This is a genomic window from Bradyrhizobium sp. USDA 4454 (assembly GCF_054822705.1).
In genome coordinates, this window is sequence record NZ_JBTRCN010000001.1 from 5754125 (window position 1) to 5778895 (window position 24771).

A 24771-nucleotide genomic window follows, 5' to 3' on the forward strand; every position below is an offset into this window, starting at 1 on the left:
GATAGAATCGGAACGAGGCTCTAGATTCTTATTTTGACGCGTTTTCTTCACGCGAACCGGTATCCACTTCGCTTGAAAACGCTCCATTGTTTTTCAGACGCCCAGCGCGAAGCGTCCGGCGGAGACACGGGTGGCATCGTCTTGCGGGGTATGGACCCGGCCGCACAATACGTCACGGTAATGCCGCTCCAGCGGATTGGTTCGCGACAGGCCGTGATTGCTGGTCAGCGACAAGGCATCCTCCACCGCTGCTGCAGCGTTGTTGGTCACCGTCAGCTTGACGATGTTAGACTCGATCGCGGACAGCGGAAAGCCGTTATCGAAGTCGGCGGCGAAGCTGTCGATCAGGCGGGCATTGACCGCGAGCCGCGCCTCGATCCCGCCGACGACCTCCTGCATCCGCGGCAATGTCGCGAGCGGCGCACCGAGATTGGCGGGCACCCGCTCCTTCAGGAATTTGACCAGCCAGTCGCGGGCCGCGCGAGCGATGCCGTCATAGATCGCGGCCACGAAGATCGCATGCACGGTCGCCTGGGTGACGTCAGGAACCTTCCAGTCGTCGGGCCTGCGGACGTCGATCTCGTAGTCCAGCGGGAACACCACGTCATCGAACACCACAGTATGGCTGCCGCTGGCGCGCAGGCCGAGATGATCCCAGGTCTCCTCGATCCGCGTTCCCGGCAGGCCGGCCGGAACCAGAAACAATCCGACACGGGTTTCCGGCTCGTCGGTCTTCGCCCAGACCGAATACCACTTCAGGATCGGCGCGCCGGTCGAATAGATCTTGCGTCCGGTCAGCCGCCAGCCGGTCTCGGTGCGGCGTGCCGTGGTGGCCGGCAGCCCGCCGCGCGCCGGCGAGCCGAGCTCGGGCTCGACGCGCAACGCGTTGATCAGCGCGACGCCTTCGACCGTTTCCTTTGCGAGCTTGCGTGCGAGGCGCCCCGGCCAGCGCGTGCTGCGCGCCATCACCAGGTGCTGGATGTAATGCATCGACAGCACCAGCGCGGTCGACGGATCGGCCTTGCCGATGATGCCGAGCACGCGCGTGGCGTCGCGGGCGCCCGCCCCGCCGCCGCCGAGCGCTGCCGGCACGGTGAGCGCGAGCAGGCCTTCGCGCGACAGATCGGCGAAATTCTCGAAGGGAAAGCTGGCGTCGCGATCATGCGCGGGAGCGCGCGCCGCAAACACCTCGGCGAGCCGCAATGCGCGCGCGACGGGCTCCGGCGCATTCGCCGGCGGCAGCTCCCTTGCCGTAGACGTCACCATGTCGCCTCCAGTCCGAGCAGGCCGAGGATCTGCTTGCGCAGCTCGGAGAGATAGGGATCGCCGCGATGGCGCGGGTATGGCCGCTGTACCGCGATATCCGCCTTGATCCGCGCCGGCCGGTCGGACAGCACGATGACGCGATTGGCGAGCACCAGCGCCTCCTCGACATCATGGGTGACGAGCAGCGTGGTAAAACCCTTGCGCTGCCATAGCGCCACCAGCTCGGACTGCATCGCGATCCGCGTCAGCGAGTCGAGCTTGCCGAGCGGCTCGTCGAGCACCAGGATTTTCGGATCGTTGACCAGCGCGCGCGCCAGCGCCACGCGCTGCGCCATGCCGCCGGAGAGCTGGTGCGGATAGGCGTTGCGGAACGAGGACAGCCCGACCAGCTCGATCACGGCATCGACGCGATGCCGCTGCGTTTTCAGGATGCCCTGCGCTTCCAGCCCGAGGGCGACATTGTCCCACACCGTGCGCCAGGGAAACAGTGTCGGATCCTGGAACACGACGACGCGTGACGGATGCGGGCCGGCGATGCGGACGTCATCCTCGCGCAGTGAGCCGGCGCGCGGCTTCTCCAGCCCGGCAACCAGCCGCAGCAGGGTCGACTTGCCGCAGCCCGACGGGCCGAGCAGCGCGACGAACTCGCCCGGCGCGATCGAAAGGTTGACATTGTCGAGCACGGGCAAGATCGCACCGTCAATGTCGAAGGCGTGGCTGACGCCCTCGATGTCGAGCTCGGCGCCGACGGCGGGATAGGTGATCGCCTCGGCGGCGGACTGCACTACCATTTGACGACACCCTTCTGCCAGACCAGGAGGCGATCGCGGGTGCGGAACAAGAGCGTGATCGCGCCGGAGCACAGCAGCGACATCACGATCAGCGCCGCATACATGTTGGCATAGGCGGCCCAGCCCTGCGCCCATTGCAGGTACCAGCCGAGGCCTGCCTTGACGCCGATCATCTCGGCGACGACGAGCACGGCAAAGGACGAACCGAGCCCCATGAACAGGCCGACGAACACGTGCGGCAGCGCCGCGGGGATCGCGACCTTGAGCACAAGGAACGACGGCTTGGCGCCAAGCGTGCGCGCGACGTCGTAATAGGCGCTGCTGACGCTCGCCACGCCGGACCAAGTCAAGACCGTCACCGGGAATCCGGTGGCGAGCGCGATCAGGAAGGTCGAGGCGCTCCAGCTCGACGGGAAGGTGAAGAAGGCGATCGGCAGCCAGGCGGTGGCCGGCAGCGGGCCGATGAAGCGCAGCACCGGGTGCACCCAATAGCCGATCTTCTGCGACCAGCCGATCGAGACGCCGGTGACGAAGCCCACCGTCGCGCCGATGACGTAGCCGCCGATCTGCAGCTTGATCGAGGCGAACACGCTGTCGAGCAGCTTCGGCAGGTCGTCGGTGTAGACCTCGAGGATCGCCTGCGGTGGCGGGAAGAACGGCAGCGGCAGCCAGGCGAACTTCGCGGTGGCAACCTCCCACAGCGTCACAAACGCACCGAACGCCACCAGCCAGGGCGCGCGCTTGCGCAACGCCTGCCCGGCGCTGCCGAGGTAATCCGCGCTGAATGTGCCGAACAGGATGAAGGCCGCGATCACGATCGCGCCGATGCCGAGCGATTCCGTACGCGACCAATCGCCGACATCGGGCCAATACAGGCTCGAGAGGCCGAACGCGAGCCAGGCGAGGCTCGCCGCGAGCCCGACGCCGTAGCTGCCGGAGAGATGCGAGAACGTGACCGTGGCGCGCGGCGCCGCAGCAGTCGTCGTGTCAGACACTGAATACGTCGACATAGATCCGCTCCGCGAATTTGGCCGTGTCGGTGCTCTGCTTGAACACCTGCACCGATTTCAGGTCGTCGGCGTAGCCCTTGAGCTCGCGCTTGAGCACCTCGCCGGTCGGATGATGGTGATGGGTGTGGTAGCGCGCCATCGCCTCGAGATCGGCGAGGCTCGCCGCCTTCGGCGCGTAAGGCTGGAACGATTTCGCCGCCTTGTCCGGATTCTGCGAGGTGAACATCGCGGCATCGAGCAGCGCCTGCGTGATGGCGCGCGCGACATGCGGTTCTTCGCGGACCAGACTGCCGCGCAGGCCGACGATGCAGCAGCTCTTGTCGCGGTATTCGCCGTCGAGGTTGGAGGCGACCTCCTTGTACTGCGCATCCTTCAGCCAGAGATAGGCCAGCGGGTCCGACGACAGGAAGGCCTGCACCTCACCCTTCTCGACCGCGACGTTGAGCAGACTTCCGGGATAGGCGCGCCAGTCGACATCCTTGACCGGGTCGATGCCAAGCTTGGAGAGCTGGATCGAGAAGAAGTTCTTGTCGGGACCGGCGAGATCGCCGACCGCGACGATCTTGCCCTTGAGGTCGGCGAGCTTGTCGACGCCGGAACTGGTGCGGGTCAGCACCCGCATGCAGCCGCCATGGGTGCCGGCGGCGATCTTGACGTCAAAGCCCTGCTCCAAGGGCTTCAGCCAGCGCAGCGCCATGCCGAGCCCGGCATCGCTCTTGCCGGTGGCGATCGCCTCCAGCAGCTGGTCGGTCGAGCCGGAATAGTTGACGAGCTCGACGTCGAGGTTCTGCTTCTGGAAGAAGCCGTGGTCGATCGCGACCGGCAGCGGCGCGAGGCAGACCGCGCCGGCATTCCAGGACAGTTTCAGCTTGCGCGGCGCCCCCGTCAGCGGCGGCGCATCGGATGCGGCCTTGCAGATCGGGAATTCGGAGAAGTCGATCGCCGGCGTGATCGCCCGCGGCGCGAAAGCCTGCGCGCTATAGGCTCCGATCGGCGCGGCAAAGGCCGCGGCGGCGCCCGCACGCAGCAATGTGCGGCGGTCCATCACCGTCTTCTTGTTATCGACAGACATGTTCACTCCTGCATTTCGGCAAGGCTCCGCCCCGCGCGCAGACGTCTCCGCCAGCGCACCCCGTCGTCGAAGCTCATGGTTCAGAAAAAGGCCGATTTCTCCGGCGCTATTGCACTCAAAGCAACGCTTAAATGATGCGGCGCGACAAGTTCACCGTCAATGAAATGGAATTTCGAATGTCACGGGCGCCGCAGTCGAACTCTCCACGATCGCACCGCACGACGATGAAAGGATTTTCGCTTTCGTTGCACCGAGGAGTGCAACGCCGTTGCCGCAACTTCATCGAATTTGAGCGACTTGCGGTCCCAGGCACGATGTCTTCTCCATTCGGCACGCGCGACGAAATCATCCTTGCCGTACAGCCGGCGAATACAGATTTCCGTTTCGTTGACGGCGAACGGCTTGCTCATAGACTCGATGGAACGCTGCCGCGCTTTCCGCCGCGCAGCGAATGAATCAGAAAGACAATCGATATGCGCAAACTGACCCGCTCGGGTTCTTCCCATTCCCTCACCCGCCGCACCGCGGCTGCACTGATCACCGCAGTGATCACGCTCTCGACATCAGCGGCGGCGTTGGCGGCTGACGCGATCGTGCTGCGGGTCGGCGACCAGAAGGGCGGCAACCGCTCGCTGCTGGAGATTTCCGGCCTCGCCCGCGACCTGCCCTACAAGATCGAGTGGTCGGAATTCCCCGCCGCGGCGCCGATCCTGGAGGCGATCAATGCCGGCGCGCTCGACGTCGGTTACACCGGCGACCTGTCGTTCCTCACCGTCTATGCCTCGGGTGCGCCGATCAAGGCAATCGGCGGCACGCGGTCCGATGCGCGGACCCAGGCCATCCTGGTGCGCGGGGATTCGCCGATCAAGACGGCGGCTGACCTCGCGGGCAAGCGCCTCGCCGGCACACGCGGCGGCTGGGGCCAGTTCCTGATCAACGCGACCTTGGAGAAGGCCGGCAGCAGGATCGAGGACGCGACCTTCGCGCCGCTCGGCCCGGTCGACGCCAAGATCGCGCTGCTTGCCGGCTCGATCGACGCCTGGGCGGTGTGGGAGCCCTATGTCTCCTATGCCAAGCTGAAGGACAACGCGCGCGTCGTCGCCGATGGCGAGGGCCTGACGCCGACCATCACCTTCATCGTCGCCTCCGACAATGCGATCGCGACCAAACGCGCGGCAGTGCAGGACCTGGTGCAGCGGCTCAACAAGGCGCGGCTGTGGTCGCTCGACCATGTCGCGGAATACGCTCGGAGTACGGCCGAACTCACAAAACTGCCGGAGGATGTGCTGCTCGCCGCCTACACCGCGCAGAAGACGAGCCCGATCGCGATCGACGAGGCCGTGGTGAAGGAGGTGCAGGCCGCCTCCGACCGCGCCACGCGCTACGGCATCCTCGGCAAGACGCTGGATGTCAGCAAGGCCGTCGACCGCAGCTTTACGGCCGGCGCGAGCTTGAACTAGCGCCTGCTTTTCACCTCCCCTTGAAAAGGGGAGGTCGGATTGTGCGCAAGCACAATCCGGGTGGGGATCCGCTCTTTCCGCAGACGCCGGCGTCCGTGGAGAGCAACCCCCACCCCGCCCTCCCCCTTTCAGGGGCAGGGAGCTTGACGGCGGTGCTCACCGCAAATCGCACCACCATGGAGACATCCCGATGCCCGGCCCGCTCCATCTCGCACTGATCGTCACGGCACACCTGCTCTGCATGACCTTGTTGGTCGCGCTGTCGGTTTGATAGCGTTCTCTCCGGGCCAGCCCCAGGGAGAACAACAATGAACCTATCGATGAAGGACCGCGTGGCGGTGGTCACCGGCGGCAGCAAGGGTATCGGGATCGCGGTGGCGCGGCGATTTGCGGAATCCGGCGCCAAGGTCGCAATCCTCGCGCGCGGCGCGGCTGATCTCACAGCGGCGCGCGAGGCGCTCGCCAAGGACGGCCTCGTGGTGCGCGATTACGTCTGCGACGTTTCGAAAGCCGCCGACATCAGCAAGGCCCATGACCAGATTGTAGCTGACTTCGGCAAGATCGACGTGCTGGTCAACAACGCCGGCACCGCGCGCACACTGGCCTTCGAGAGCATCAGCGACGAGGCCTGGCAGGAAGATCTCGACCTCAAGCTGTTCGCGGCGATCCGGTTCAGCCGGCTGGTGTGGCCGGGCATGAAGCAGCGCAAATGGGGGCGCATCATCAACGTGCTCAACACCTTTGCCAAGGCGCCGGCCGGCCATTCCGCGCCGACCTCGGTGTCGCGCGCGGCCGGCATGGCACTGACCAAGGTGATGGCCAATGAAGGCGGCGAGCACAACATCCTGGTCAATGCGCTCCTGGTCGGCCTGATCATGAGCGATCAATGGGTCAAGCGGCATGCCGCCCAGGCGCCGAACACGGATTTCGAGGAATTCGCCAAGGGCCTTGCCAAGGGCACGCCGCTCGGGCGCATCGGAACGGCGGAAGAATTCGCCAACCTCGCCTGCTTCCTGGCCTCGGAGCAAGGCTCCTACATCACCGGCACCGCCATCAATGTCGATGGTGGCCGCTCGCCGGTGGTCTAGAACTCTCACGACTCCAGAAACTCCGGCCCTGGCGCGACCAGGACCGGAGCTCCGGATGCTTGCTTTGGCGCGTTTCCACATGCGAGCCGGTGTCCATTGCGCTCGAACACTCTCGCGGGCAGGCAACCTACTGCGGCTGGCTAACGGCTCAAAAGCAAAGGCCTCCGTCACCGGAGGCCTTTCATCTTAAACCGCGTCCTTGGCGGCCTTGACCGGCCGGGCGCGGACGATCTTCCGGGCCGGCTTGGCCTTGAACATCATCTCTTCGCCGGTGAAGGGGTTGGTGCCCTTGCGCGCCTTGGTCGCAGGCTTCTTGACCACAACGAACTTCGCGAAGCCGGGGACGAGGAAGACCCCCGCCTTCTTCAGCTCCTTGTGGCCGACATCGACGAGCGAGTCCAAAACGTTCTTGACGTCGCGCTTGGAGAGTTCGGTGGTGGTCGCGATCTTCTCGATCACTTGCGACTTCGACAGTTGGGTAGCCATGGTTGCTCCATTGATTCTGGAGTGGGCACGATATGGCGGAAAACGCCGAGAAAAACAGTGTTTTCTGCACTCACCACAGCAATATCGCTGTGGACAGCGCCCGAATCAGGGCTTTTTCCAGTGTTTTTTCCAGTCAAGTCGCTTCCGACCCCTAAAATTACAGGGTTTGTGCGGCTTCGGCGCTCCCGAAACGCCCCATCGAGAGAATCACTCTGATCATCCCGCACCGCCGCGCGCGACGAAGCTGCGCGCCATCCGGGTTGCGACGCACGGCGGCCCGCCACTTCAGGTTTCGGAAACGATCCTCCAAAAGACCGAGGCATTAGAAAATGACTCGAGTTCCCATTCCAAGGTAACATTAGTGAGGGAGCCACGCCGACCGGCGTGCCGTCCGATGCAAGCCTTTATGCAAGCCCCGATGTCAGTGCTGGAGAGTAGCGTATGGATTTGAGCCGCCTCGAGATCAACCGCCGCACGGCCCTTCTGACCTCGGCCGCGATTGCGGCCAACGTCATCAATCCGATGCGGGCTTTCGCGCAGGAGACCCCGCGCAAGGGCGGCGTGTTCAACGTCCATTACGGCGCCGAGCAGCGCCAGCTCAACCCGAGCATTCAAGCCTCGACCGGCGTCTACATCATCGGCGGCAAGATCCAGGAGAATCTGGTCGACCTCGATGCCAATGGCCAGCCGGTCGGCGTGCTCGCCGAGAGCTGGGAGGCTGCGCCGGACGGCAAGACCGTCACCTTCAAGCTGCGCAAGGGCATCAGCTGGCACGACGGCAAGCCGTTCACCTCGGAGGACGTCGCCTTCACCGCGATGAACATGTGGAAGAAGATCCTCAATTACGGATCGACGCTGCAACTGTTCCTGACCGCGGTCGACACGCCCGATCCGCAGACCGCGATCTTCCGCTACGAGCGGCCGATGCCGCTGAACCTCTTGCTCCGCGCCCTGCCCGACCTTGGCTATGTCTCGGCCAAGCATCTCTATGAGAGCGGCGACATCAGGCAGAATCCGACCAACCTGGCGCCGGTCGGCACCGGCCCGTTCAAATTCGTCAAATATGAGCGCGGGCAATACATCATCGCCGACCGCAATCCGGATTACTGGCGGCCGAACGCGCCCTATCTCGACCGCATCGTCTGGAAGGTGATCACCGACCGCGCCGCAGCAGCCGCCCAGATGGAGGCCGGCGAGCTGCATTACAGCCCGTTCTCGGGGCTGACGATCTCGGACATGGCGCGGCTGGCTAAGGACAAGCGCTTCATCGTCTCGACCAAGGGCAATGAGGGCAACGCCCGCACCAACACCATCGAGTTCAACTTCCGCCGCAAGGAATTGTCCGACATCCGGGTCCGCCGCGCCATCGCGCATGCGATCAACGTGCCGTTCTTCATCGAGAATTTTCTGGGCGATTTCGCCAAGCTGGGCACCGGCCCGATCCCGTCGACCTCGACCGATTTCTATCCGGGGCCGAACACGCCGCAATACCCTTACGACAAGGCCAAGGCGATCGCGCTGCTCGACGAGGCCGGCTTCAAGGCCAGTGGCGGCACCCGCTTCGCGCTGAAGCTGCTGCCGGCGCCGTGGGGCGAGGACATCTCGCTGTGGTCGACCTTCATCCAGCAGTCGCTCGGCGAAGTCGGCATCCAGGTCGACATCGTGCGCAACGACGGCGGCGGCTTCCTCAAGCAGGTCTATGACGACCACGCCTTCGATCTCGCCACCGGCTGGCACCAGTATCGCAACGACCCCGCGGTCTCGACCACGGTGTGGTACCGCTCCGGTCAGCCCAAGGGCGCGCCGTGGACCAACCAGTGGGGCTGGGAGGACAAGACCGTCGACAAGACCATCGACGATGCCGCCACCGAAGTCGATCCGGCCAAACGCAAGGCGCTCTATGCCGATTTCGTCAAGGAGGTGAACACCGAGCTGCCGGTCTGGATGCCGATCGAGCAGATCTTCGTCACCGTGATCACCGCCAAGGCCCGCAACCACTCCAACACACCGCGCTGGGGCTCGGCGAGCTGGCACGATCTTTGGCTGAGTGCATGAGACCTCTTCTCCCTCTCCCCGTCCTTCACGGGGAGAGGGTTGGGGTGAGGGGCTATCTCCGCGAGTCGCGTGCGCGGAAGGTCCTGTACCCCCTCACCCGGATCGCATCTGGCGATGCGATCCGACCTCTCCCCGCAGGCGGGGCGAGGTGGTCGACAGGCCAGTGCCCACATCGTTCGAAACCGCTATAGATAAATCATGCGTATCCTGAGCCTTGCGGGGCGGCGGCTCGCCGCCTCGATTCCGACCTTGTTCCTGATCCTGATCGGCGTGTTCCTGCTGCTGCAGCTCGCGCCGGGCGATACTGTCGATGCGCTGATGGCGCAGATGGGCGGCGGCGATGCCGCGACGGCAAAGGAGTTGCGCAAGTTCTACGGGCTCGACCTCTCGGTTCCGGCGCAGCTCGGCAATTATCTGTGGCACCTCGTGCGGCTCGACCTCGGCTTCTCCTCGATCTATGGCAAGCCGGTGGCGACCGTGATCCTGGAACGGCTGCCGCCGACCATCCTGCTGATGACGGCGTCGCTGTCGTTCGCGTTCTTCTTTGGCCTTGTGTTCGGCGTGATCGCCTCGCGCGGCGTCAACCGCTGGCCGGACACGCTGATCTCGACCCTCGGCCTGATCTTCTACGCCACCCCCTCGTTCTGGTTCGGGTTGATGGCGATCGTGGTGTTCTCGGTCTATCTGCAATGGCTGCCGCCGGGCGGCTTCGAGGACATCGGCAACGTCCAGACCGGGATCTGGCGCGTGCTCGATATCGCCGCGCACCTGGTGCTGCCGACGCTGACGCTCGGGCTGATCTTCCTTGCGATCTACCTGCGCATCATGCGGGCCTCGATGCTGGAAGTGCTCAACCTCGACTTCGTCCGCACCGCCCGCGCCAAGGGGCTGGACGAGACCCATGTCATCACCCGCCATGTGTTGCGCAACGCGCTGCTGCCGATGGTGACGCTGATCGGATTGCAGGCCGGCACCATGCTCGGCGGCTCGGTCGTGGTGGAGAGCGTGTTCTCGCTGCCCGGCCTCGGCCGGCTGGCTTATGAGTCCGTGGTGCAGCGCGACCTCAACACCCTGCTCGGCATCGTGTTCGTCTCGGCGCTGCTGGTCATTGTCGTGAACTTCGTTGTCGACCTGCTCTACGCACGGCTCGATCCGCGCATTGCGGCGGAGGGCTGACGATGGATGCCGTGAAACGCTACTTCCGCAGCCCGGCCGCGGTGATCGGCCTGATCCTGCTGCTGCTCGTCATCGCGATGGCGGTGAGTGCGGGCTTCCTCTATCCGCGCGATCCGCTGGCGCTGGCGGGCCGGCCGCTGGTGTGGCCATTCTCCAATCCGCGCTTCCTGCTCGGCACCGACAATTCCGGCCGCGACATTGCTGCCCAAATCTTCTACGGCGCGCGGATTTCGCTCCTGATCGGCGGCGTCGCCACCGTGATCGCGATCCTGATCGGCATTTTGGTCGGCGCCTTCGCCGGCTATTACGGCGGCTGGGTCGACAATGTGCTGATGCGGATCACCGAGGCGTTCCAGACCCTGCCTAACTTCGTGCTGCTGCTGGTCTTGGTCGCGGTGTTCGGCTCGACGCTGACCACGGTGACGATCGCGGTCGGCGTGGTGTCGTGGCCGGCGCCGGCGCGGCTGACCCGCGCCGAGTTCCTGTCGCTGCGCAACCGCGAATTCGTGCAGGCCGGCAAGACGCTCGGCATGAAGGACGTCCAGCTCATCCTCGGCGAGATCCTGCCCAACGCACTGCCGCCGGTGATCGTCTATGCCAGCGTGGTGATGGCGGTCGCGATTCTCTTGGAAAGCGCGCTCGCTTTCCTCAGGCTGTCCGATCCCAACGTCGCCTCCTGGGGCAATCTGATCGGGCTCGGCCGCGATGTGCTCCGGGTGCAATGGTACGTCTCGGCGATCCCCGGCATCGCGATCCTCGTCACCGTGCTGGCGGTGTCGCTGGTCGGCCAGGGCCTCAACGATGCGCTCAATCCGAGGCTGAAGAGCCGATGAGCGAGACCGTCCTTTCGCTCGACGGGTTGACGGTGCGCCTGCCCAAGGGCGCCGACCGGCCGCATGCGCTGTCCGACGTCTCACTGTCAGTCTCGTCGAACGAGATCCTTTGCGTGGTCGGCGAATCCGGCTCCGGCAAATCGATGATGGCGAACGCCATCATGCGCCTGCTGCCGAACGATGTTGTCATCGAACAGGGCCGGATGATGTTCGACGGCCGCGACCTCTGCGCCGCCGACCCGGCCGCGATGCGCGAGGTGCGCGGCGCCGGAATCGCGATGATCTTCCAGGAGCCGATGACGGCGCTCAATCCGCTGCGCACGATCGGCGACCAGATCGGCGAGATGTTTGCGATCCACACCGGACTGTCCAAGGCCGAGATCAATGCGCGGGTGCTGGCGCTGCTCGAGGATGTGCGCATTCCCGATCCCAAGGCAGCCGCGAAAGCCTATCCGCACGAGCTCTCCGGCGGCCAGCGCCAGCGCGCCATGATCGCAATGGCGCTGGCGCTCGACCCGAAGCTCCTGATCGCCGACGAGCCGACCACCGCGCTTGACGTCACGACGCAGGCCCAGATCCTGAAGCTGATCCGCGATTTGCAGCAGCGCAAGAAGACGGCGGTGCTGTTCATCACCCATGATTTCGGCGTCGTCGCCGAGATCGCCGACCGTGTCGTGGTGATGCAGCACGGCGCGATCGTCGAGCAAGGCACCGCCGATGCGGTGCTGAACGACCCGCAGCACGCCTACACCAGGCAGTTGATCGCAGCCGTTCCGCCGCTGACGGCGCCGCCGCCGCGCCTCCTCTCCGGCAAGGACATCCTGACCATCGACGGCGTCTCAAAAACCTACCGCACCGGCGGCTTCCTCGGCCGCGGCGCGCGGATCACGGACGCCGTCAATAACGTTTCGCTGCGGCTGCCGCGCGGCGCGACGCTCGGCATCGTCGGCGAATCCGGCTCCGGCAAATCGACGCTGGCACGCTGCATCGTGCGGCTGATCGACCCTGATACTGGCTCGATCGTGCTCAATGGCAAGGACTGGGCTAAGCTCAGCCGCGACGCCATCAGGCGCGAGACCCGGCACATCCAGATGGTGTTCCAGGATCCGTTCGCCTCGCTCAACCCGCGGCGCAAGGCCGCCGAGCTGGTGGCGCAAGGACCGATCGTGCACGGCACCGACCGCGCGACCGCGATCGCCGAGGCGCGACGGTTATTCGAGCTGGTCGGGCTCGACCCGTCCGCCGGCGACCGCTATCCGCACGAATTCTCCGGTGGCCAGCGGCAGCGCATCGGGCTGGCGCGGGCGCTGGCGCTGAAGCCGGACGTGCTGGTCGCCGACGAGCCGGTCTCCGCGCTCGACGTCTCGGTGCAGGCGCAGGTCCTGAAGCTGCTCGCCGGGCTGCGCCAGCAGCTCGGCCTGTCCATCATCTTCATCACCCACGATCTGCGCGTCGCCGCGCAGATCTGCGATCTCGTCGCCGTGATGAAGGATGGCGCCATGGTCGAGCAAGGGCTGACCACTGAGGTGTTCGGCAAGCCGCAGCATCCCTATACGCAGGCGCTGCTTTCGGCGATCCCCGGCGGCGACTTCACGCGCAAGCGCGATGCCTTGATCGCCTGATCAGGCCGCTCACCTCTGCGGTGACCGGCGCGAGGCGAGGACATACTCCGCCCAGCGCAGCAGCTCGAAGCGATCGCCTTTGACCAGCTCCTGGGCATCGCGCTGCCGGTAGAGCACCAGCATCCACGGCGCGAGCTTGCGCAGCAAGCCGTGCGCCATGTACTGCACCGGCTCGGTGAAGGGCAGCGCCAGCTCGCTTTCCGGCAGGCCCTGCACGGCCTTCGCCAGCTCGCGGCCGAGCGGAATGGTCAGCGCGACGGCGCGGCCGTTGCAGCCGGTCCAGCCAAAGGCGTTCGGGCCGAGCCGATGCATGCGCGGCAGAAAATCCGCTGTCATCCCGACATAGCCGTTCCAGACATAGTCGAACGAGACCTCGCCGATCTGCGGCCACAGGCGCTGCAACCGCTCGGTCACCCGCGCCTTCAGCCGCCCGGTCTTGTCGCCGGGGCCGAGCACGGCGCCGCCGGTGACGAGGCGATTGCGGGCGTCGTAGCGCGCGAAATACAGCTCGCCATGGGTGTCCGACATCGCCTGCCGGCCGGGGATGATGGTCTTGCGGACATTGTCCGACAGCGGCTGCGTCGCCATCTGCCAGGACAGCACCGGCATCACCTCGGTCGCGATCTCCGGCACCAGCGATTTGGCGAACTCGCCGCTATAGGCATTGGTGGCGACGACGAGCGCGCGGCCGGAGATTTCGCCCTTCTCGGTCTTCACCACCCAGCGATCGCCGCGGCGCTCGAAAGCGAGCGCGGGCGAACGGGCATAGATCCGCGCGCCGAGGCCGAGCACGGTGCCCGCAAGGCCGCGCGCCAACGCCAGCGGATTGACGTGACCGCCGGTCCTGTTCCAGAAGCCGCCGTACCACGCATCCGAGCCGAGCATGTCGCGGGTCTGGTCGCGCGACAGCAGCTCGACCGGTGCGCCGAATTTCGACCATTGCTGCACCCGTCGTTCCGCGATCTTGATCCGGCCCGGCGAATGCACCGGCTGCACCCAGCCGGCCTGCTCCTGCTCGGCCTCGATATTGTAGCGCCTGACGACGTCGAAAAGCATGGCCGCACTGTCGCGCAGCATGATGACGAAGCGCTCGCCGGCCGCACCATGCCTCTTGATAATGTCGTCGGGGTCAGGGCGCGACAGCGTCGGAATGACCTGGCCGTTGTTGCGGCCCGAGGCGCCCCAGCCCGGCTCGGCGGCCTCGACGATCGCGGCATCGACATTGGCCTCGCGCAGATGCAATGCGGTCGACAGGCCCGTGAATCCGCCGCCGATGATGACGACATCGGCCTGCTGCGTGCCGGTCAGTTCGGGGCAATCGGGGCCGGCTGGCGTCGCTGCGGCCCAGAGCGAGTTGGGCCAGCGCACGGCGTTGCTGCTCATCATCATCCTTTCTTGCGGGCGTCCGGTCATTCTGGTTAGCTTTACTCTACTCTTTTATTCAAGCCGGGAAGACAACAAGTGGCACTCAAGAACGTCATCGGAATCGATCACGCCGTGGTCATGGTAAAGGACCTCGACAAGGCGGCCGAGAACTACAAGCGACTCGGCTTCACCGTGTCGCCGCGCGGCACCCACAGCGCGCATATGGGATCGGGCAACTACACCATCATGTTCGACCCCGACTACATGGAATTGCTCGGCGTGCTGACGCCGACGGAGCACAATGCGCCCGCCCGCGCCTTCCTGGAGAAGCGCGGCGAAGGCATCGAACGGATCGCATTCACCGCGGTGGATTCCGCCGAAGGGGCCGAGGAGATCCGCGCCCGCGGCTACGCGCCGATCGGGCCGACCGATTTCGAGCGCCCGGTGACGCTGCCTGATGGCACGGTCTCGGCGGCAAAATTCCGCACCTTCCAGTGGCCGACCGCGGAAGCGCCCGGCGGTGTCCGCATCTTCGCCTGCCAGCACAAGACCCGCGAGACGGTGTGGATTCCCGAACTGATGACACACGCCAATGGGGCAAAACGCCTCAAGCAGGTGCTGATCGTCTCGCCCGATCCCGCGACCGATGCCGCGCATCTCTCCAAGATGATCGATATCGCCTCGAGGCACGAGGCGGACGGTGCGGTCGCGGTGCCGTCCGGCGGCGACCGCGCCGACTTCGTGTTCCTGACCAGGGAGCAGCTCGGCAAACGTTATCCCGGCGTGTCGCTGGATGGCCTGTCCGATCGCGGCGGCGCCGGCCTCGTGATCGCGGCCGATCTCGCCGCGACCGAGAAGGCGCTGGGCGCGACCGGGGTGAAGAGCAGCAGCGGCATCACTGTGCCGCCGGCTGCGGCGAACGGCACCCTGCTCGCTTTCGTGAAGGCATAGCTGCCATACCCGCGCGGCGTTATGCGGCGGCGCCGCGCTCGTGGGGACTAGGCACAGGAAGTTGAGACGCTAGTATCTCTCCCAAACAAGAAGCAGTCCTGGGAGAGAAACATGTCACATCACCTGATCTCGCGCCGGCAGATGCTGGCGGGCACCGCCGCCGCCGGCGCGGTTGGATTGACCGGATTTCCGGCCCGCGCCGAGGTCAACTGGAAGAAATATTCCGGCACCACGCTCGAAGTCAGCCTCGCCAAGGGACCGCGCGGCGACAATCTGCAAAAATACATCAAGGAATTCACCGAGCTCACCGGCATCAAGGTCGAATCGGAGCAGGTCCCCGAGCAGCAGCAGCGCCAGAAATGCGTGATCGAGCTCTCCTCGGGCAAGCCGAGCTTCGACGTCGTGCATCTCAGCTATCACGTGCAGAAGCGGCAGTTCGAGAAGGCCGGCTGGCTCGCCGACATGTCGGGCTACCTGAAAGATCCGAGCATGACGCTGCCTGATCTCGTCGAAAGCGATTTCTCGGCGGCAGGCCTGCAATACGCGCGCAACGACAAGGGCCAGATGCTGTCGCTGCCGTGGTCGGTCGACTATTTCATCCTCTACTACAACAAGGAGCTGTTCCAGAAGAAGGGCGTCGAGGTCCCGAAGACGCTGGACGAGTTGGCGGTTGCCGCCGAGAAGCTGACCGATCCGAAGGAAGGCATCTACGGCTTCGTCGGCCGCGGCCTGCGCAACGCCAACATGGCGATGTGGACCAATTTCTACCTGAACTATGGTGGCGAATTCCTCGATGCCAAGGGCAACATCCTGACCGACGGCCCAGAGGCGATCGAGGCGACAAAACTCTATCAGCGCCTGCTGACCAAATGCGCGCCTCCCGGCGTGGCCGGCTTCAACTGGATGGAGTCGATGGCCTCGTTCACGCAAGGCCGCTCGGCGATGTGGATCGACGCCGACGGCTGGGCGCCGCCGCTGGAGGATCCCGCCGCCTCGCGCGTCGTCGGCAAGGTCGGCTATACGCTAGTGCCCGCTGGTCCGAAGAGCAAGTTCTCGTCGACCTATGGCGACGGCGTCGGCATCGCGGCCGCGAGCAAGAATAAGGAAGCCGCCTATCTGCTCTGCCAATGGGTGGTCTCGCGCGGACAGGGCGCGCGCCTGCTGCAGGCCGGCGGCGGCGTGCCGTTCCGCAACTCGATCGTCGACGATGCCGAAATCGCCAAGGGCGTGAAGACCAAGGAATGGCTGCAATCGGTGGTCGAGTCCGCCAAGATCTCGAAGCTCGGCCTGCCGGTCATCATCCCGGTCGCCGAATTCCGCGACATCGTCGGTGCGGCGCTGACCGCGACGCTGTCGGGCGCCGATCCCGCCACCGAGCTGAAGAAAGCGCACGAGCAATTCCGCCCCATCCTGGAGCGCAGCGAAAAAGCGTGAGCGTGGTGACACAGACTGAGCCGGTGGTGGCCGAGCAAACCGCCCCGGCGCGTGAATGGCGGCCGCCGTCCTACTGGCCGTTCGTGATCCCGGCGCTCGTCGTGGTGCTGGCGGTGATCATCTTTCCCTGGGTGTTCACGATCTGGATGAGCCTGCAGGAATGGAAGGTCGGCTCGCCCACCACTTTCGTCGGGCTCGCCAACTATTTGCGACTGCCGACCGATCCGCGCTTCGTCGAGGCGGTCGGGCACACGCTGTCCTACACCGCGCTGTCGGTGCTGCTGCCGCTGGTGTTCGGCACGCTGGCGGCGGTGGTGTTTCACCAGAAATTCGCCGCGCGCGGCTTCCTGCGCGGCATCTTCATCATGCCGATGATGGCGACGCCAGTCGCGATCGCGCTGGTGTGGACCATGATGTTCCATCCGCAGCTCGGCGTGCTGAACTACCTGCTGTCGCTGGTCGGCCTGCCGCCACAGCTCTGGGTGTTCAACCCGACCACGGTGATCCCCTCACTGGTGCTGGTCGAGACCTGGCAATGGACGCCGCTGGTGATGCTGATCGTGCTCGGCGGCCTCGCCGCGATCCCGACCGAGCCTTACGAGAGCGCACAGATCGACGGCGCCAATTTCTGGCAGGTGTTCCGCTTCATCACGCTGCCTCTGATCATGCCGTTCCTGTTCATCGCCGGCATGATCCGCATGATCGACGCGGTGAAAAGCTTCGACATCATCTTCGCGATCACCCAAGGCGGACCCGGCTCGGCGTCGGAGACCATCAATGTCTATCTCTACAGCGTCGCCTTCGTCTATTACGACCTCGGCTATGGCTCGGCGATCGCAGTGGTGTTCTTCCTGTTGATCGTCGTGCTGGCAGCGCTGCTGCTCTACCTGCGCAAGCGCCTGCTGTGGACGTCGCAGCTCGGGAGCGAGGCATGAACCCGCGCTACATCCTGGGACAGGTCGGGCTGTGGCTGTCGGTGTTGGTCATCGTCTCGCCGGCTATCCTGTTCTTCCTCTGGATGGCGTCGCTGTCGCTGAAATTCGAGATCGACAACGCCTCCTATCCGCCGGTGTTTTTCCCGGAGCACATCGCCTGGAAGAACTATGCCGACGTGTTCGCTTCCAACCGTTTCCTGACCTATTTCAGCAACAGCCTTGTCGTCACCGGCTGCGCGACGGCGCTTGCGATGCTGGTCGGCGTGCCCGCGGGCTACGGCATCGCGCGGATGGCCGCGCATAAATCCGCGATCGTGATCCTGATCGCGCGCATCACGCCCGGCCTGTCCTACCTGATCCCGCTGTTCCTGCTGTTCCAGTGGCTCGGCCTGCTCGGCACGCTGGTGCCGCAGATCATCATCCATCTCGTGGTCACGGTGCCGATCGTGATCTGGATCATGATCGGCTATTTCGAGACCACGCCGCTGGAATTGGAGGAAGCCGCGCTGATCGACGGCGCGACGCGCTGGCAGGTGTTCCGCCATGTCGCGCTGCCGATCGCCAGGCCCGGCCTTGCGGTCGCCTTCATCCTCGCGGTGATCTTCTCCTGGAACAACTTTGTGTTCGGCATCGTGCTGGCCGGGCGCGAGACCCGCACGCTGCCGGTCGCGGTCTACAACATGATCTCGTTCGACCAGCTGAGCTGGGGCCCGCTCGCCGCCGCCGCATTGATCGTGACCGCGCCGGTGCTGCTGCTCACCGTGATGGCGCAGCGGCAGATCGTCGCCGGGCTGACGGCGGGCGCGGTAAAAGGCGGCTAACGCGATATGGATTCACGGGCCGTCGCAGGGGGCGCTACCCAAAATGTCGAAAACAACCCCATGCAAAGAAGCCGGCGGCCGGCGTTCGACCAGGAGCGTGCTGTCCGTAGCGGCTTGACACGTCGGGCAACTCAGCGATGTTATTCTAATATTCAGAAATTTTGCAGCTTGCCCCTACGCAGCCAGCCCCTTCAGCACCGCGGCTGAATCGGTGACCCAGCCGAAAATGCCGCCCTGGGCCTTGATCATCTTCAGGCCCATCTCGTGGAATTCCGGGAAATAGGACGCGCAGCCGTCCGCGATCACGACGCACCGATAGCCGCGGTCGTTGGCCTCGCGCACCGTGGTGTTGACGCAGACCTCGGTGGTGACGCCGCAGACCAGGAGATTCTCGATGCCGTATTTCTGCAGGATGTCACTGAGCTCGGTGGCGTAGAAAGCGCCCTTGCCGGGCTTGTCGATCACGATCTCGCTCTCGAGCGGATAGAGCTCGGGAATGATGTCGTGCCCGGCCTCGCCGCGGATCAGGATCCGCCCCATCGGCCCGGGATCGCCGATCCGAAGCGACGGCGCGCCGCGCTCGACCTTTGCCGGCGGCGCGTCGGAGAGATCGGGCAGATGGCCCTCGCGGGTATGAACCACCAGCAGCCCGGCGTGGCGCGCCGCCTTAAGCACCGCGGCGATCGGCTGCACCGCGCGGGCAAGCTGGCTGACGTCATTGCCGAGCGTCTCGCCGAAACCGCCGGGCTCCATGAAATCGCGCTGCATGTCGATGATGACGAGCGCGGTCTTGCTCCAGTCGAGCGTGATCGGCGCTGGCTCCGCCACGATTGTCCCGCCTGACTTTGCCATGACGCGCGCCCCGAATGCGAGAAAGCCCTATCGTGATCAAGCAAGCCGCGTGCCATTGCGCAATGATATGGCCGGCGCCCTCAACTGCCCGAAATGCCCCGCATCTCAATTGCTTGAGACACGCGCTCGGCCGTTCGCTGTGCCCGGTTCTCATCCGCTTGATTTGCGCATCGCGGCGGCGGCGCCTGATCAATTAGTGTTGGACATCGTTCGAGGCCAATTCTATAGGTATTGGGGGGTAGACTATTTTGGTATGAGCGATGGAGTTGCGGCAGCTCCGATATTTCGTGGCCGTCGCCAGGACGCTTAGTTTCACCAAGGCGGCCGCCGAGCTCCATATCGCCCAGCCTCCACTCAGCAGGCAGGTAGCAAACCTTGAGGCAGAGCTTGGCGTCGAGCTGTTCGAGCGAAGCCCCCGGGGCATCAAGCTCACCCCAGCCGGCGTGTTATTGGTCGAACGCGCGGACGAGATCCTGACGAGAGTGGAGCGGGCCAAGCGTGAGGTAGCGGCGTTCAACGAAGAGCGCAGGCGTCGGTTCAAGATCGGCTTCGACCTCTCGCTACTCTACGGACGGACCCCACGGATCTTTCGATATCTGCGGGAGAGCTATGCCGAGTATGACTTCGAATATGCCGAGGTCGCATCCGCTGACCAGGTGCGGGCTGTCCGAGACGGAGAGATCGATCTGGCGCTCGGGCTGACCCTGCTGGTCGACGACCAGGTCGAGCAAATCGTCATCCGGAACGAGCAGCTGATGCTCGCGCTTGCAATCGGCCATCCGGCATTCCGGGGACGCGACCAGCCGATCAAGTTGTCGGAGGTCAGCAATGAGACACTGATACTATACGATGAGCGGGCGTCCGTAGGACCGCGCCATCCTGTCATACGCTTCATCGAACTTGTCGGGTTCACACCTGCCAACACGATGACGATCCGCGGCCTGGCGGCTGCGCTCGGCCTGGTCGCCGGGGGCGTCGGCATCAGCATCGTGCCGGCCAGGGCCCTTCTCATGCGTGGACAGGATATCTGCTTCGCGCCGCTGGCCGAAGATGGCGGAAGCTCGCCTGTGGTCGTGACGACACTGCGGGGAACGAACGGCGAGATCGTGGCAGGTATTCTCGCGGAGGTGGACCGGCTGACCAGATTCGATCTGTCCTCATCGACACGCGCGATTTTCTGATGAAGCACAGTTTGATCGAAACGGTTCATTGAGCGGATTTGCGAACCTCGCCCCTGCGATCGACCAGTAACGCGATAGACTCGTGCGCTCCCCTCGACACCGCGCAGCGGCGCCTCGAATGCCTCGACATGCCGGGCCGTCAACAGCTCACGAACGCCGGGCGCTGTAAAGAGTGCCACCGACAGACAGATTTCGCCGGCATCCGCGAATGATTGCACTCGCGCGGCTATGTTCACGGTCTGGCCGAAGTAGTCGAGATTGTCGTTGAGGGTCACGGCAATGGACGGCCCGCAGTCCGCCCATCTTGAGAATGATCGCTGGCTGGCCGTGCTCGCGGTTGAAGCTGCCGATTTCCTGCAACATGTGGAGCGCCGCCGCCACGGCGTCGACCGGCCGGGAGAACGCCGCCATCACGGCGTCACCGATGGTCTTCACGATTGCACCGGCATGCTTGTGGGCAACTGCATCGAGCAGGGCGAAGTGTTCCCGCACCAGCGCGTAGGCATTAAGATCCCCGAGATGCTCGTAGAGCGCGGTCGAGCCTTTCAAGTCGGTGAACAGGAGGTGACCTGCCGGATGCCGAGGCCTTCCTCCTCGTCCACACGCTCGGAGCGGAAGAGCTTGCGGAAGGTCTGCCGCGTTAACAGCATGCCGCCGGACACGTAGGGGTCGAACTCGAGCGTCGGTTTCTCTGGCATGGTCACTATCTCTGGCGGCCAGTTGATCAGAAGTAGCGAGCCGCGCTTGGGGCCGGTGTTGCTGACCTCGAAGACACCACAGGCCCCAACGGCAGGGCCGAAAGAGCGGACGTGAAACGCTGCCCATCGTAGGTGACGCGTACAATCGTCGGCGTGTTGGGCGCCGACCCGGCAGCCGCAGATGAGTCCACGACCGGTAGCATGAAGCCAGCCTGCGTCTGGACGTTGACGCCCGAGAGAGCGCCGGGTCCAATCTCGGCATACAGCGTCGTCGTCACGCTGGGTGGCAGATATGACATGCCGCGCACGAGGGTACGCAGGACATCAATAAATCGGGTTTGTCCGCCTGGCAGCCGCCCACTGTCGGCGAATTTCAACTTCCAGTGCAGGTCTTCAATCGACAGGTTGTCAACGTCATGCAACGCGAGGCGCCGGACTTGCGGCGAGACGGAGAAAGAAGCCTCGATACAGTCGTCAAGGTCCGTCTAACCGTCGATATCGCACAGGCCGCAGACGAAATGGCTTCGGAGCGCGCGGAGCTTGCCGAAGCTTTCCAACACCAGGCCGGAGTGGGGGCACAAAATGTCCCAATGCAGGTCGACCAACCCGGCGCGAGCGGCGTGGAGGAACAGATCGATCGACTCAGGCTCGGCCACACCGCGATCACGCGCAAAGGCCAGGGGATTGGCGCGGTAGACACTGACCTCGTCGCCGCTGCGGATCAGCGTTTCGAATTTGGAGATGACGCGCGGGCTCCAGGCACGAGCCTGCTCGATCTGGGTCATCTTGGCTTCAAGAAGCCGTTCGTCAATGGATGTCATCGCCAGCTCTCGACGGTAACAATCTGTCAACTTCGCCGACCGTTCAGGCTATCAGCCGCCGCGCCAGCTTACAATCATAACACAGTGGCCACAGTTGCCGCTGACCATACGGCCATGTCGCATATGGGTCAAAAGCGCTGTTTGAGCACGCCGGAGCGCTTCCGGTTACCCCGGCTTCGGGCATGTCGCTGCGATGCGCCAACGGAAGCGATCGGCAAGGAGGAGCTTTCGGCGATGGAACGACCGCGCCGCCAAAGCGGGGCTCAATCCGTGGGCTGCGGGCCGTCGTAGCCTTCGATCACGATGATATCGATGTCCACGGCGCCCGCGCGCAGTTCCCTCGCCTTGGTGTATTCAGGTGAGCGGTAGCAGGCGAGCGCGGTTTCGTAGTCCTTGAACTCGATTACGATGTTGCGCTCGCGCGCCTTGCCCTCCACCGCCTCGAAGGTGCCGCCGCGCACCCGGAATTTCGCATCGTATTTGCGGAGCACCGCCGTGAGGGCGGGGCCGTAGGCTTTGGTGTATTCGGGTTTGATCACATCGATGCGCCCGATCCAATACCCGTTCGGCATGTTGTCCTCCTCATCTTTGCATTCTCAAATCAAAAGGGGCCACTGGCGGTTGAATTGCTCTGCGAGCCGATGGTTCCGTTGGATTGACGACTCCGTTGGGCATGAGGGTAGTGGCGCGGCGGGGCCAAGCTAATCGAGCGTCGAGGTCCGTTCAGGGTCAATCGCGTCGTTCTGACGCTGCGACCGCGACTTCCGGTCTTGCCCAATGAGCAGACTTGGTCTGGGCCTATCGGCATGTCGCAGACGGGCTAGACGCGGAAGATTAAGGACAGGAGACGCGCACGCAAGTCGCGACGTTTCGATGAACTAATCTGCGCATGGGGCCGGCAAGCTAGGTGCGGGAGCAGCAGCGTTTCTCGCCACCGTATCGCAGAGGCGCAACAGGAGAGGCCCTTGGTTGCCGCTTCGGGTCAAAAGCGGCCCTTGCGGCCTTCCGAGCGAATGTCGGCTACGGCTACAAGCTGACATCAGCTAACGCTGGCCTTTGATATGCGGCAGACGATCTTCGCGCGGCACCACCCCACCATCGATGATAAAGAACTCGGTGTCCGCCGCACCTTCCCTATGCTGTCTTGCCTCCTGATACGCCGGGCTGTCATACCAATCCTTAGCCGCCGCCACATCAGGAAATTCAATCAGGACGACGCCTTCGAGCGAAGACATCAATTCCAACGGAGTCAGCGGCGCATAAACCGAGAGAAACTTGGCATGGCGCCCCTCAAAGGTTGGAGGGGCTGCTTTCCAGTAGGCCTCCAATCCCGCTCGATCACTTACGCTTCTATTCAGGGCGATCATGTAAGCTGGCATTGTTCGCTCCCATTCGTGCGTTCAATCATCCAGGCCAGTCGCAAGCTCGACGACTGTAACACGCTCGTGTGTCGGATCACCTAAAGAATGTCCTGTAAGGGAATAGGCACGCCGCGCCTGCCCGCCGAGGTCTGCTGGGGGTCCAGACTGTGTGAAAAGTCGATCGCGGCGAATTTGGTAGAACGTATTGCTAAGCAGGGCTTGCAAGCACCGCCGAAGAACAGGAGCGCACTAAGCAAGCTCACGAAGGAAATTTGGTTCTACGGCAACTTGCCAGAGTCGACTTTTCACACAGCCTGGACGCTAAGCAGACCAAATTCAACGCTTGGCGTGAGGGCGGCTCTTGACACTTAGCGGAGCAATTTCACTGCCCAGCGAGCAGTTGGCTTGTGAACCCGTTGCAGACCGAAGTCGATCCGCGCCGAAGGGGACGTGTTTGGCACTTAGTTGAACGGAGCCCGGCCCACACTCGTTCAAATTTCTCGTTGTTGAGCGGTTCGGTCAATGACATGGTGGCGGCACTGACGAAGTACTCAAGGTGGAAACACAAGGGGCTAAAGATGTCAGATCCAGCGACCAAAGTCCGTACTACGTTCATCTGCACAATCCCTTCAGCGGTCGTCACACAAGCCTTGGCACAGGCAGGTGCAGATGCAGTCGTGATCGATCAGGAGCATGGAGCGATCGGCCCCGAAAACCTCCATGCAATGATTGCATCCACAGCCGGTACTAATTGCCGTCCCATCGTGAGAGTCGGCAAGTGCGATGAGGCTATGGTCAAGCTGGCTCTCGACATGGGAGCCGCAGGGATAGCGTTTCCGCTAGTCGACACCGCGCAAGAGGCCGCGGAATGCGTAGCGATGACACGCTATCCACCAAGAGGGAAGCGTGGCTTTGGACCTTTCATCGGTCATTCTAGATGGGCAGTATCGCTCGATGACTATTTGCCCAAGATCGGGAGCACGATTATTTGCAACATAATTGTCGAAACAAGGTCAGCGATTGACAACATTGAGAAGATCTGCGCGGTGGAAGGCATCAATGCCTTAATCCTTGCCCCGCTCGACCTCTCCGTTGAACTGGGATGCCCTGGCCAATTCAACACCCCGGACTTTTTGAAAGCCGTTGAACGATTCGAGCTAGCGACTACGGCTGCCAAGGTAGCGAAGTCCGCCGTCGCTCTGACGGAAGAGCAAGTCCAATCTGCTATAGCAAGGGGCTACACGAACGTGATGTTGGGCTGGGATGTTCTGATGCTCAAGAATGCTGCCACGAGCGCAATCCGCTGGACGCAATGAACTCTGCAAGACTTTCAGCCATTGGGCCAAAAGCGGTAGCGCTCTGGCCTGTCCGAAGATTTCCGTTCGTCCCTGAGGGGCTGACAATGCTTTATGAGTACACGTCCTGGTTAGCCCGCATGGCCGTCTACAAGCGCAGTTTCAACATGATGCGTGCGCTGGGGATCCAGCGGGTGA

General features: G+C 63.9%; 22 protein-coding genes and 1 pseudogene. 13 read left to right on the plus strand and 10 right to left on the minus strand.

Features of this window, described 5'->3' with window-relative positions; translation table 11 throughout:
- Positions 1–93: 93 nt before the first annotated feature.
- The 4 genes from ACVIW0_RS26700 to ACVIW0_RS26715 are packed head-to-tail and all read right to left on the minus strand — an operon-like array spanning position 94 to position 4139.
- Entirely contained in the window at positions 94–1266 is a 1173-nt protein-coding gene (locus ACVIW0_RS26700) for an acyl-CoA dehydrogenase family protein (protein ID WP_461355066.1), read from the minus strand.
- Complete coding sequence (locus ACVIW0_RS26705) at positions 1260–2057, minus strand: ABC transporter ATP-binding protein (protein ID WP_461355067.1); 798 nt, start codon at positions 2055–2057, stop codon at positions 1260–1262. The genes ACVIW0_RS26700 and ACVIW0_RS26705 overlap by 7 nt, the downstream gene beginning before the upstream one ends.
- Positions 2051–3067 (minus strand): ABC transporter permease, encoded by a 1017-nt coding sequence (locus tag ACVIW0_RS26710; protein WP_461355068.1) that lies wholly within the window; start codon positions 3065–3067, stop codon positions 2051–2053. Before ACVIW0_RS26710 ends, ACVIW0_RS26705 begins: the two co-directional genes overlap by 7 nt.
- Positions 3045–4139 carry an ABC transporter substrate-binding protein gene (locus ACVIW0_RS26715; protein WP_461355069.1) on the minus strand — a complete coding sequence of 365 codons (1095 nt, stop codon included), beginning with the start codon at positions 4137–4139 and terminating at the stop codon, positions 3045–3047. The genes ACVIW0_RS26710 and ACVIW0_RS26715 overlap by 23 nt, the downstream gene beginning before the upstream one ends.
- A gap of 131 nt (positions 4140–4270) precedes the next feature.
- On the opposite strand from ACVIW0_RS26715, the gene ACVIW0_RS26720 reads away from it, so the two are divergent.
- The 3 genes from ACVIW0_RS26720 (at position 4271) to ACVIW0_RS26730 (ending at position 6687) form a co-directional block, all read left to right on the plus strand.
- A complete protein-coding gene (locus tag ACVIW0_RS26720) occupies positions 4271–4594 on the plus strand; it encodes a hypothetical protein (protein ID WP_461355070.1) in 324 nt (107 codons plus the stop codon).
- 18 nt (positions 4595–4612) lie between these two features.
- Entirely contained in the window at positions 4613–5599 is a 987-nt protein-coding gene (locus ACVIW0_RS26725; protein ID WP_461355071.1) for an ABC transporter substrate-binding protein, read from the plus strand.
- 308 nt (positions 5600–5907) lie between these two features.
- Complete coding sequence (locus ACVIW0_RS26730) at positions 5908–6687, plus strand: SDR family oxidoreductase (RefSeq protein WP_461355072.1); 780 nt, start codon at positions 5908–5910, stop codon at positions 6685–6687.
- A 186-nt stretch (positions 6688–6873) separates the two neighbouring features.
- On the opposite strand, the gene ACVIW0_RS26735 is transcribed toward ACVIW0_RS26730, so the two are convergent.
- Positions 6874–7173, minus strand: coding sequence for an HU family DNA-binding protein (locus ACVIW0_RS26735; protein WP_021077434.1), 300 nt, complete (start codon positions 7171–7173; stop codon positions 6874–6876).
- Positions 7174–7614: 441 nt separating this feature from the next.
- On the opposite strand from ACVIW0_RS26735, the gene ACVIW0_RS26740 reads away from it, so the two are divergent.
- The 4 genes from ACVIW0_RS26740 (at position 7615) to ACVIW0_RS26755 (ending at position 12859) form a co-directional block, all read left to right on the plus strand.
- Complete coding sequence (locus ACVIW0_RS26740) at positions 7615–9228, plus strand: ABC transporter substrate-binding protein (protein WP_461355073.1); 1614 nt, start codon at positions 7615–7617, stop codon at positions 9226–9228.
- A 198-nt stretch (positions 9229–9426) separates the two neighbouring features.
- Positions 9427–10404 (plus strand): ABC transporter permease, encoded by a 978-nt coding sequence (locus ACVIW0_RS26745; protein ID WP_461355074.1) that lies wholly within the window; start codon positions 9427–9429, stop codon positions 10402–10404.
- A gap of 2 nt (positions 10405–10406) precedes the next feature.
- Positions 10407–11237: an ABC transporter permease gene (locus ACVIW0_RS26750; protein ID WP_342723393.1), complete on the plus strand. Its 831-nt coding sequence runs from the start codon at positions 10407–10409 to the stop codon at positions 11235–11237.
- Complete coding sequence (locus ACVIW0_RS26755; protein ID WP_461355075.1) at positions 11234–12859, plus strand: ABC transporter ATP-binding protein; 1626 nt, start codon at positions 11234–11236, stop codon at positions 12857–12859. The genes ACVIW0_RS26750 and ACVIW0_RS26755 overlap by 4 nt, the downstream gene beginning before the upstream one ends.
- A 9-nt stretch (positions 12860–12868) precedes the next feature.
- Here ACVIW0_RS26755 and ACVIW0_RS26760 read toward each other — a convergent pair whose 3' ends face one another.
- Positions 12869–14242 carry an NAD(P)/FAD-dependent oxidoreductase gene (locus tag ACVIW0_RS26760; RefSeq protein WP_461355076.1) on the minus strand — a complete coding sequence of 458 codons (1374 nt, stop codon included), beginning with the start codon at positions 14240–14242 and terminating at the stop codon, positions 12869–12871.
- Positions 14243–14320: 78 nt separating this feature from the next.
- On the opposite strand from ACVIW0_RS26760, the gene ACVIW0_RS26765 reads away from it, so the two are divergent.
- The 4 genes from ACVIW0_RS26765 (at position 14321) to ACVIW0_RS26780 (ending at position 18365) form a co-directional block, all read left to right on the plus strand.
- Positions 14321–15175: a VOC family protein gene (locus tag ACVIW0_RS26765; protein ID WP_461355077.1), complete on the plus strand. Its 855-nt coding sequence runs from the start codon at positions 14321–14323 to the stop codon at positions 15173–15175.
- 111 nt (positions 15176–15286) lie between these two features.
- Positions 15287–16609, plus strand: a complete 1323-nt coding sequence (locus tag ACVIW0_RS26770; RefSeq protein WP_461355078.1) for an ABC transporter substrate-binding protein — start codon at positions 15287–15289, stop codon at positions 16607–16609.
- Complete coding sequence (locus tag ACVIW0_RS26775; protein WP_461355079.1) at positions 16606–17544, plus strand: carbohydrate ABC transporter permease; 939 nt, start codon at positions 16606–16608, stop codon at positions 17542–17544. Before ACVIW0_RS26770 ends, ACVIW0_RS26775 begins: the two co-directional genes overlap by 4 nt.
- Positions 17541–18365, plus strand: coding sequence for a carbohydrate ABC transporter permease (locus ACVIW0_RS26780; RefSeq protein WP_461355080.1), 825 nt, complete (start codon positions 17541–17543; stop codon positions 18363–18365). Before ACVIW0_RS26775 ends, ACVIW0_RS26780 begins: the two co-directional genes overlap by 4 nt.
- Before the next feature lie 174 nt (positions 18366–18539).
- Here the strand turns inward: ACVIW0_RS26780 and ACVIW0_RS26785 are convergent, their stop codons facing one another.
- On the minus strand, positions 18540–19217 hold the full coding sequence (locus tag ACVIW0_RS26785) for a cysteine hydrolase family protein (RefSeq protein WP_461355081.1): 678 nt from the start codon (positions 19215–19217) through the stop codon (positions 18540–18542).
- A 260-nt stretch (positions 19218–19477) separates the two neighbouring features.
- On the opposite strand from ACVIW0_RS26785, the gene ACVIW0_RS26790 reads away from it, so the two are divergent.
- Positions 19478–20398 (plus strand): LysR family transcriptional regulator, encoded by a 921-nt coding sequence (locus tag ACVIW0_RS26790; protein ID WP_461357430.1) that lies wholly within the window; start codon positions 19478–19480, stop codon positions 20396–20398.
- A gap of 68 nt (positions 20399–20466) precedes the next feature.
- Here ACVIW0_RS26790 and ACVIW0_RS26795 read toward each other — a convergent pair.
- The 3 genes and pseudogenes from ACVIW0_RS26795 to ACVIW0_RS26805 all read right to left on the minus strand — a co-directional run.
- Positions 20467–21917 (minus strand): annotated as a pseudogene (locus ACVIW0_RS26795) (DUF5939 domain-containing protein); the annotation flags it as partial.
- A gap of 263 nt (positions 21918–22180) precedes the next feature.
- The gene (locus ACVIW0_RS26800) at positions 22181–22489 is read right to left on the minus strand and encodes a DUF1330 domain-containing protein (protein WP_456784869.1); all 309 of its coding nucleotides are present in this window, start codon (positions 22487–22489) and stop codon (positions 22181–22183) included.
- 471 nt (positions 22490–22960) lie between these two features.
- Positions 22961–23296 (minus strand): DUF1330 domain-containing protein, encoded by a 336-nt coding sequence (locus ACVIW0_RS26805; protein WP_461355082.1) that lies wholly within the window; start codon positions 23294–23296, stop codon positions 22961–22963.
- Positions 23297–23805: 509 nt separating this feature from the next.
- Between ACVIW0_RS26805 and ACVIW0_RS26810 the strand changes: the two genes are divergently transcribed.
- Complete coding sequence (locus ACVIW0_RS26810) at positions 23806–24594, plus strand: HpcH/HpaI aldolase family protein (protein WP_461355083.1); 789 nt, start codon at positions 23806–23808, stop codon at positions 24592–24594.
- Positions 24595–24771: the final 177 nt, after the last annotated feature.

Coding starts and splice junctions, on each gene's coding strand:
- ACVIW0_RS26700 (WP_461355066.1), bottom strand. CDS start 1,266: ATGGTGACGTCTACGGCAAGGGAGCTGCCGCCGGCGAATGCGCCGGAG.
- ACVIW0_RS26705 (WP_461355067.1), bottom strand. CDS start 2,057: ATGGTAGTGCAGTCCGCCGCCGAGGCGATCACCTATCCCGCCGTCGGC.
- ACVIW0_RS26710 (WP_461355068.1), bottom strand. CDS start 3,067: ATGTCGACGTATTCAGTGTCTGACACGACGACTGCTGCGGCGCCGCGC.
- ACVIW0_RS26715 (WP_461355069.1), bottom strand. CDS start 4,139: ATGTCTGTCGATAACAAGAAGACGGTGATGGACCGCCGCACATTGCTG.
- ACVIW0_RS26720 (WP_461355070.1), top strand. CDS start 4,271: ATGATGCGGCGCGACAAGTTCACCGTCAATGAAATGGAATTTCGAATG.
- ACVIW0_RS26725 (WP_461355071.1), top strand. CDS start 4,613: ATGCGCAAACTGACCCGCTCGGGTTCTTCCCATTCCCTCACCCGCCGC.
- ACVIW0_RS26730 (WP_461355072.1), top strand. CDS start 5,908: ATGAACCTATCGATGAAGGACCGCGTGGCGGTGGTCACCGGCGGCAGC.
- ACVIW0_RS26735 (WP_021077434.1), bottom strand. CDS start 7,173: ATGGCTACCCAACTGTCGAAGTCGCAAGTGATCGAGAAGATCGCGACC.
- ACVIW0_RS26740 (WP_461355073.1), top strand. CDS start 7,615: ATGGATTTGAGCCGCCTCGAGATCAACCGCCGCACGGCCCTTCTGACC.
- ACVIW0_RS26745 (WP_461355074.1), top strand. CDS start 9,427: ATGCGTATCCTGAGCCTTGCGGGGCGGCGGCTCGCCGCCTCGATTCCG.
- ACVIW0_RS26750 (WP_342723393.1), top strand. CDS start 10,407: ATGGATGCCGTGAAACGCTACTTCCGCAGCCCGGCCGCGGTGATCGGC.
- ACVIW0_RS26755 (WP_461355075.1), top strand. CDS start 11,234: ATGAGCGAGACCGTCCTTTCGCTCGACGGGTTGACGGTGCGCCTGCCC.
- ACVIW0_RS26760 (WP_461355076.1), bottom strand. CDS start 14,242: ATGAGCAGCAACGCCGTGCGCTGGCCCAACTCGCTCTGGGCCGCAGCG.
- ACVIW0_RS26770 (WP_461355078.1), top strand. CDS start 15,287: ATGTCACATCACCTGATCTCGCGCCGGCAGATGCTGGCGGGCACCGCC.
- ACVIW0_RS26780 (WP_461355080.1), top strand. CDS start 17,541: ATGAACCCGCGCTACATCCTGGGACAGGTCGGGCTGTGGCTGTCGGTG.
- ACVIW0_RS26785 (WP_461355081.1), bottom strand. CDS start 19,217: ATGGCAAAGTCAGGCGGGACAATCGTGGCGGAGCCAGCGCCGATCACG.
- ACVIW0_RS26790 (WP_461357430.1), top strand. CDS start 19,478: ATGGAGTTGCGGCAGCTCCGATATTTCGTGGCCGTCGCCAGGACGCTT.
- ACVIW0_RS26800 (WP_456784869.1), bottom strand. CDS start 22,489: ATGCCGAACGGGTATTGGATCGGGCGCATCGATGTGATCAAACCCGAA.
- ACVIW0_RS26805 (WP_461355082.1), bottom strand. CDS start 23,296: ATGCCAGCTTACATGATCGCCCTGAATAGAAGCGTAAGTGATCGAGCG.
- ACVIW0_RS26810 (WP_461355083.1), top strand. CDS start 23,806: ATGGTGGCGGCACTGACGAAGTACTCAAGGTGGAAACACAAGGGGCTA.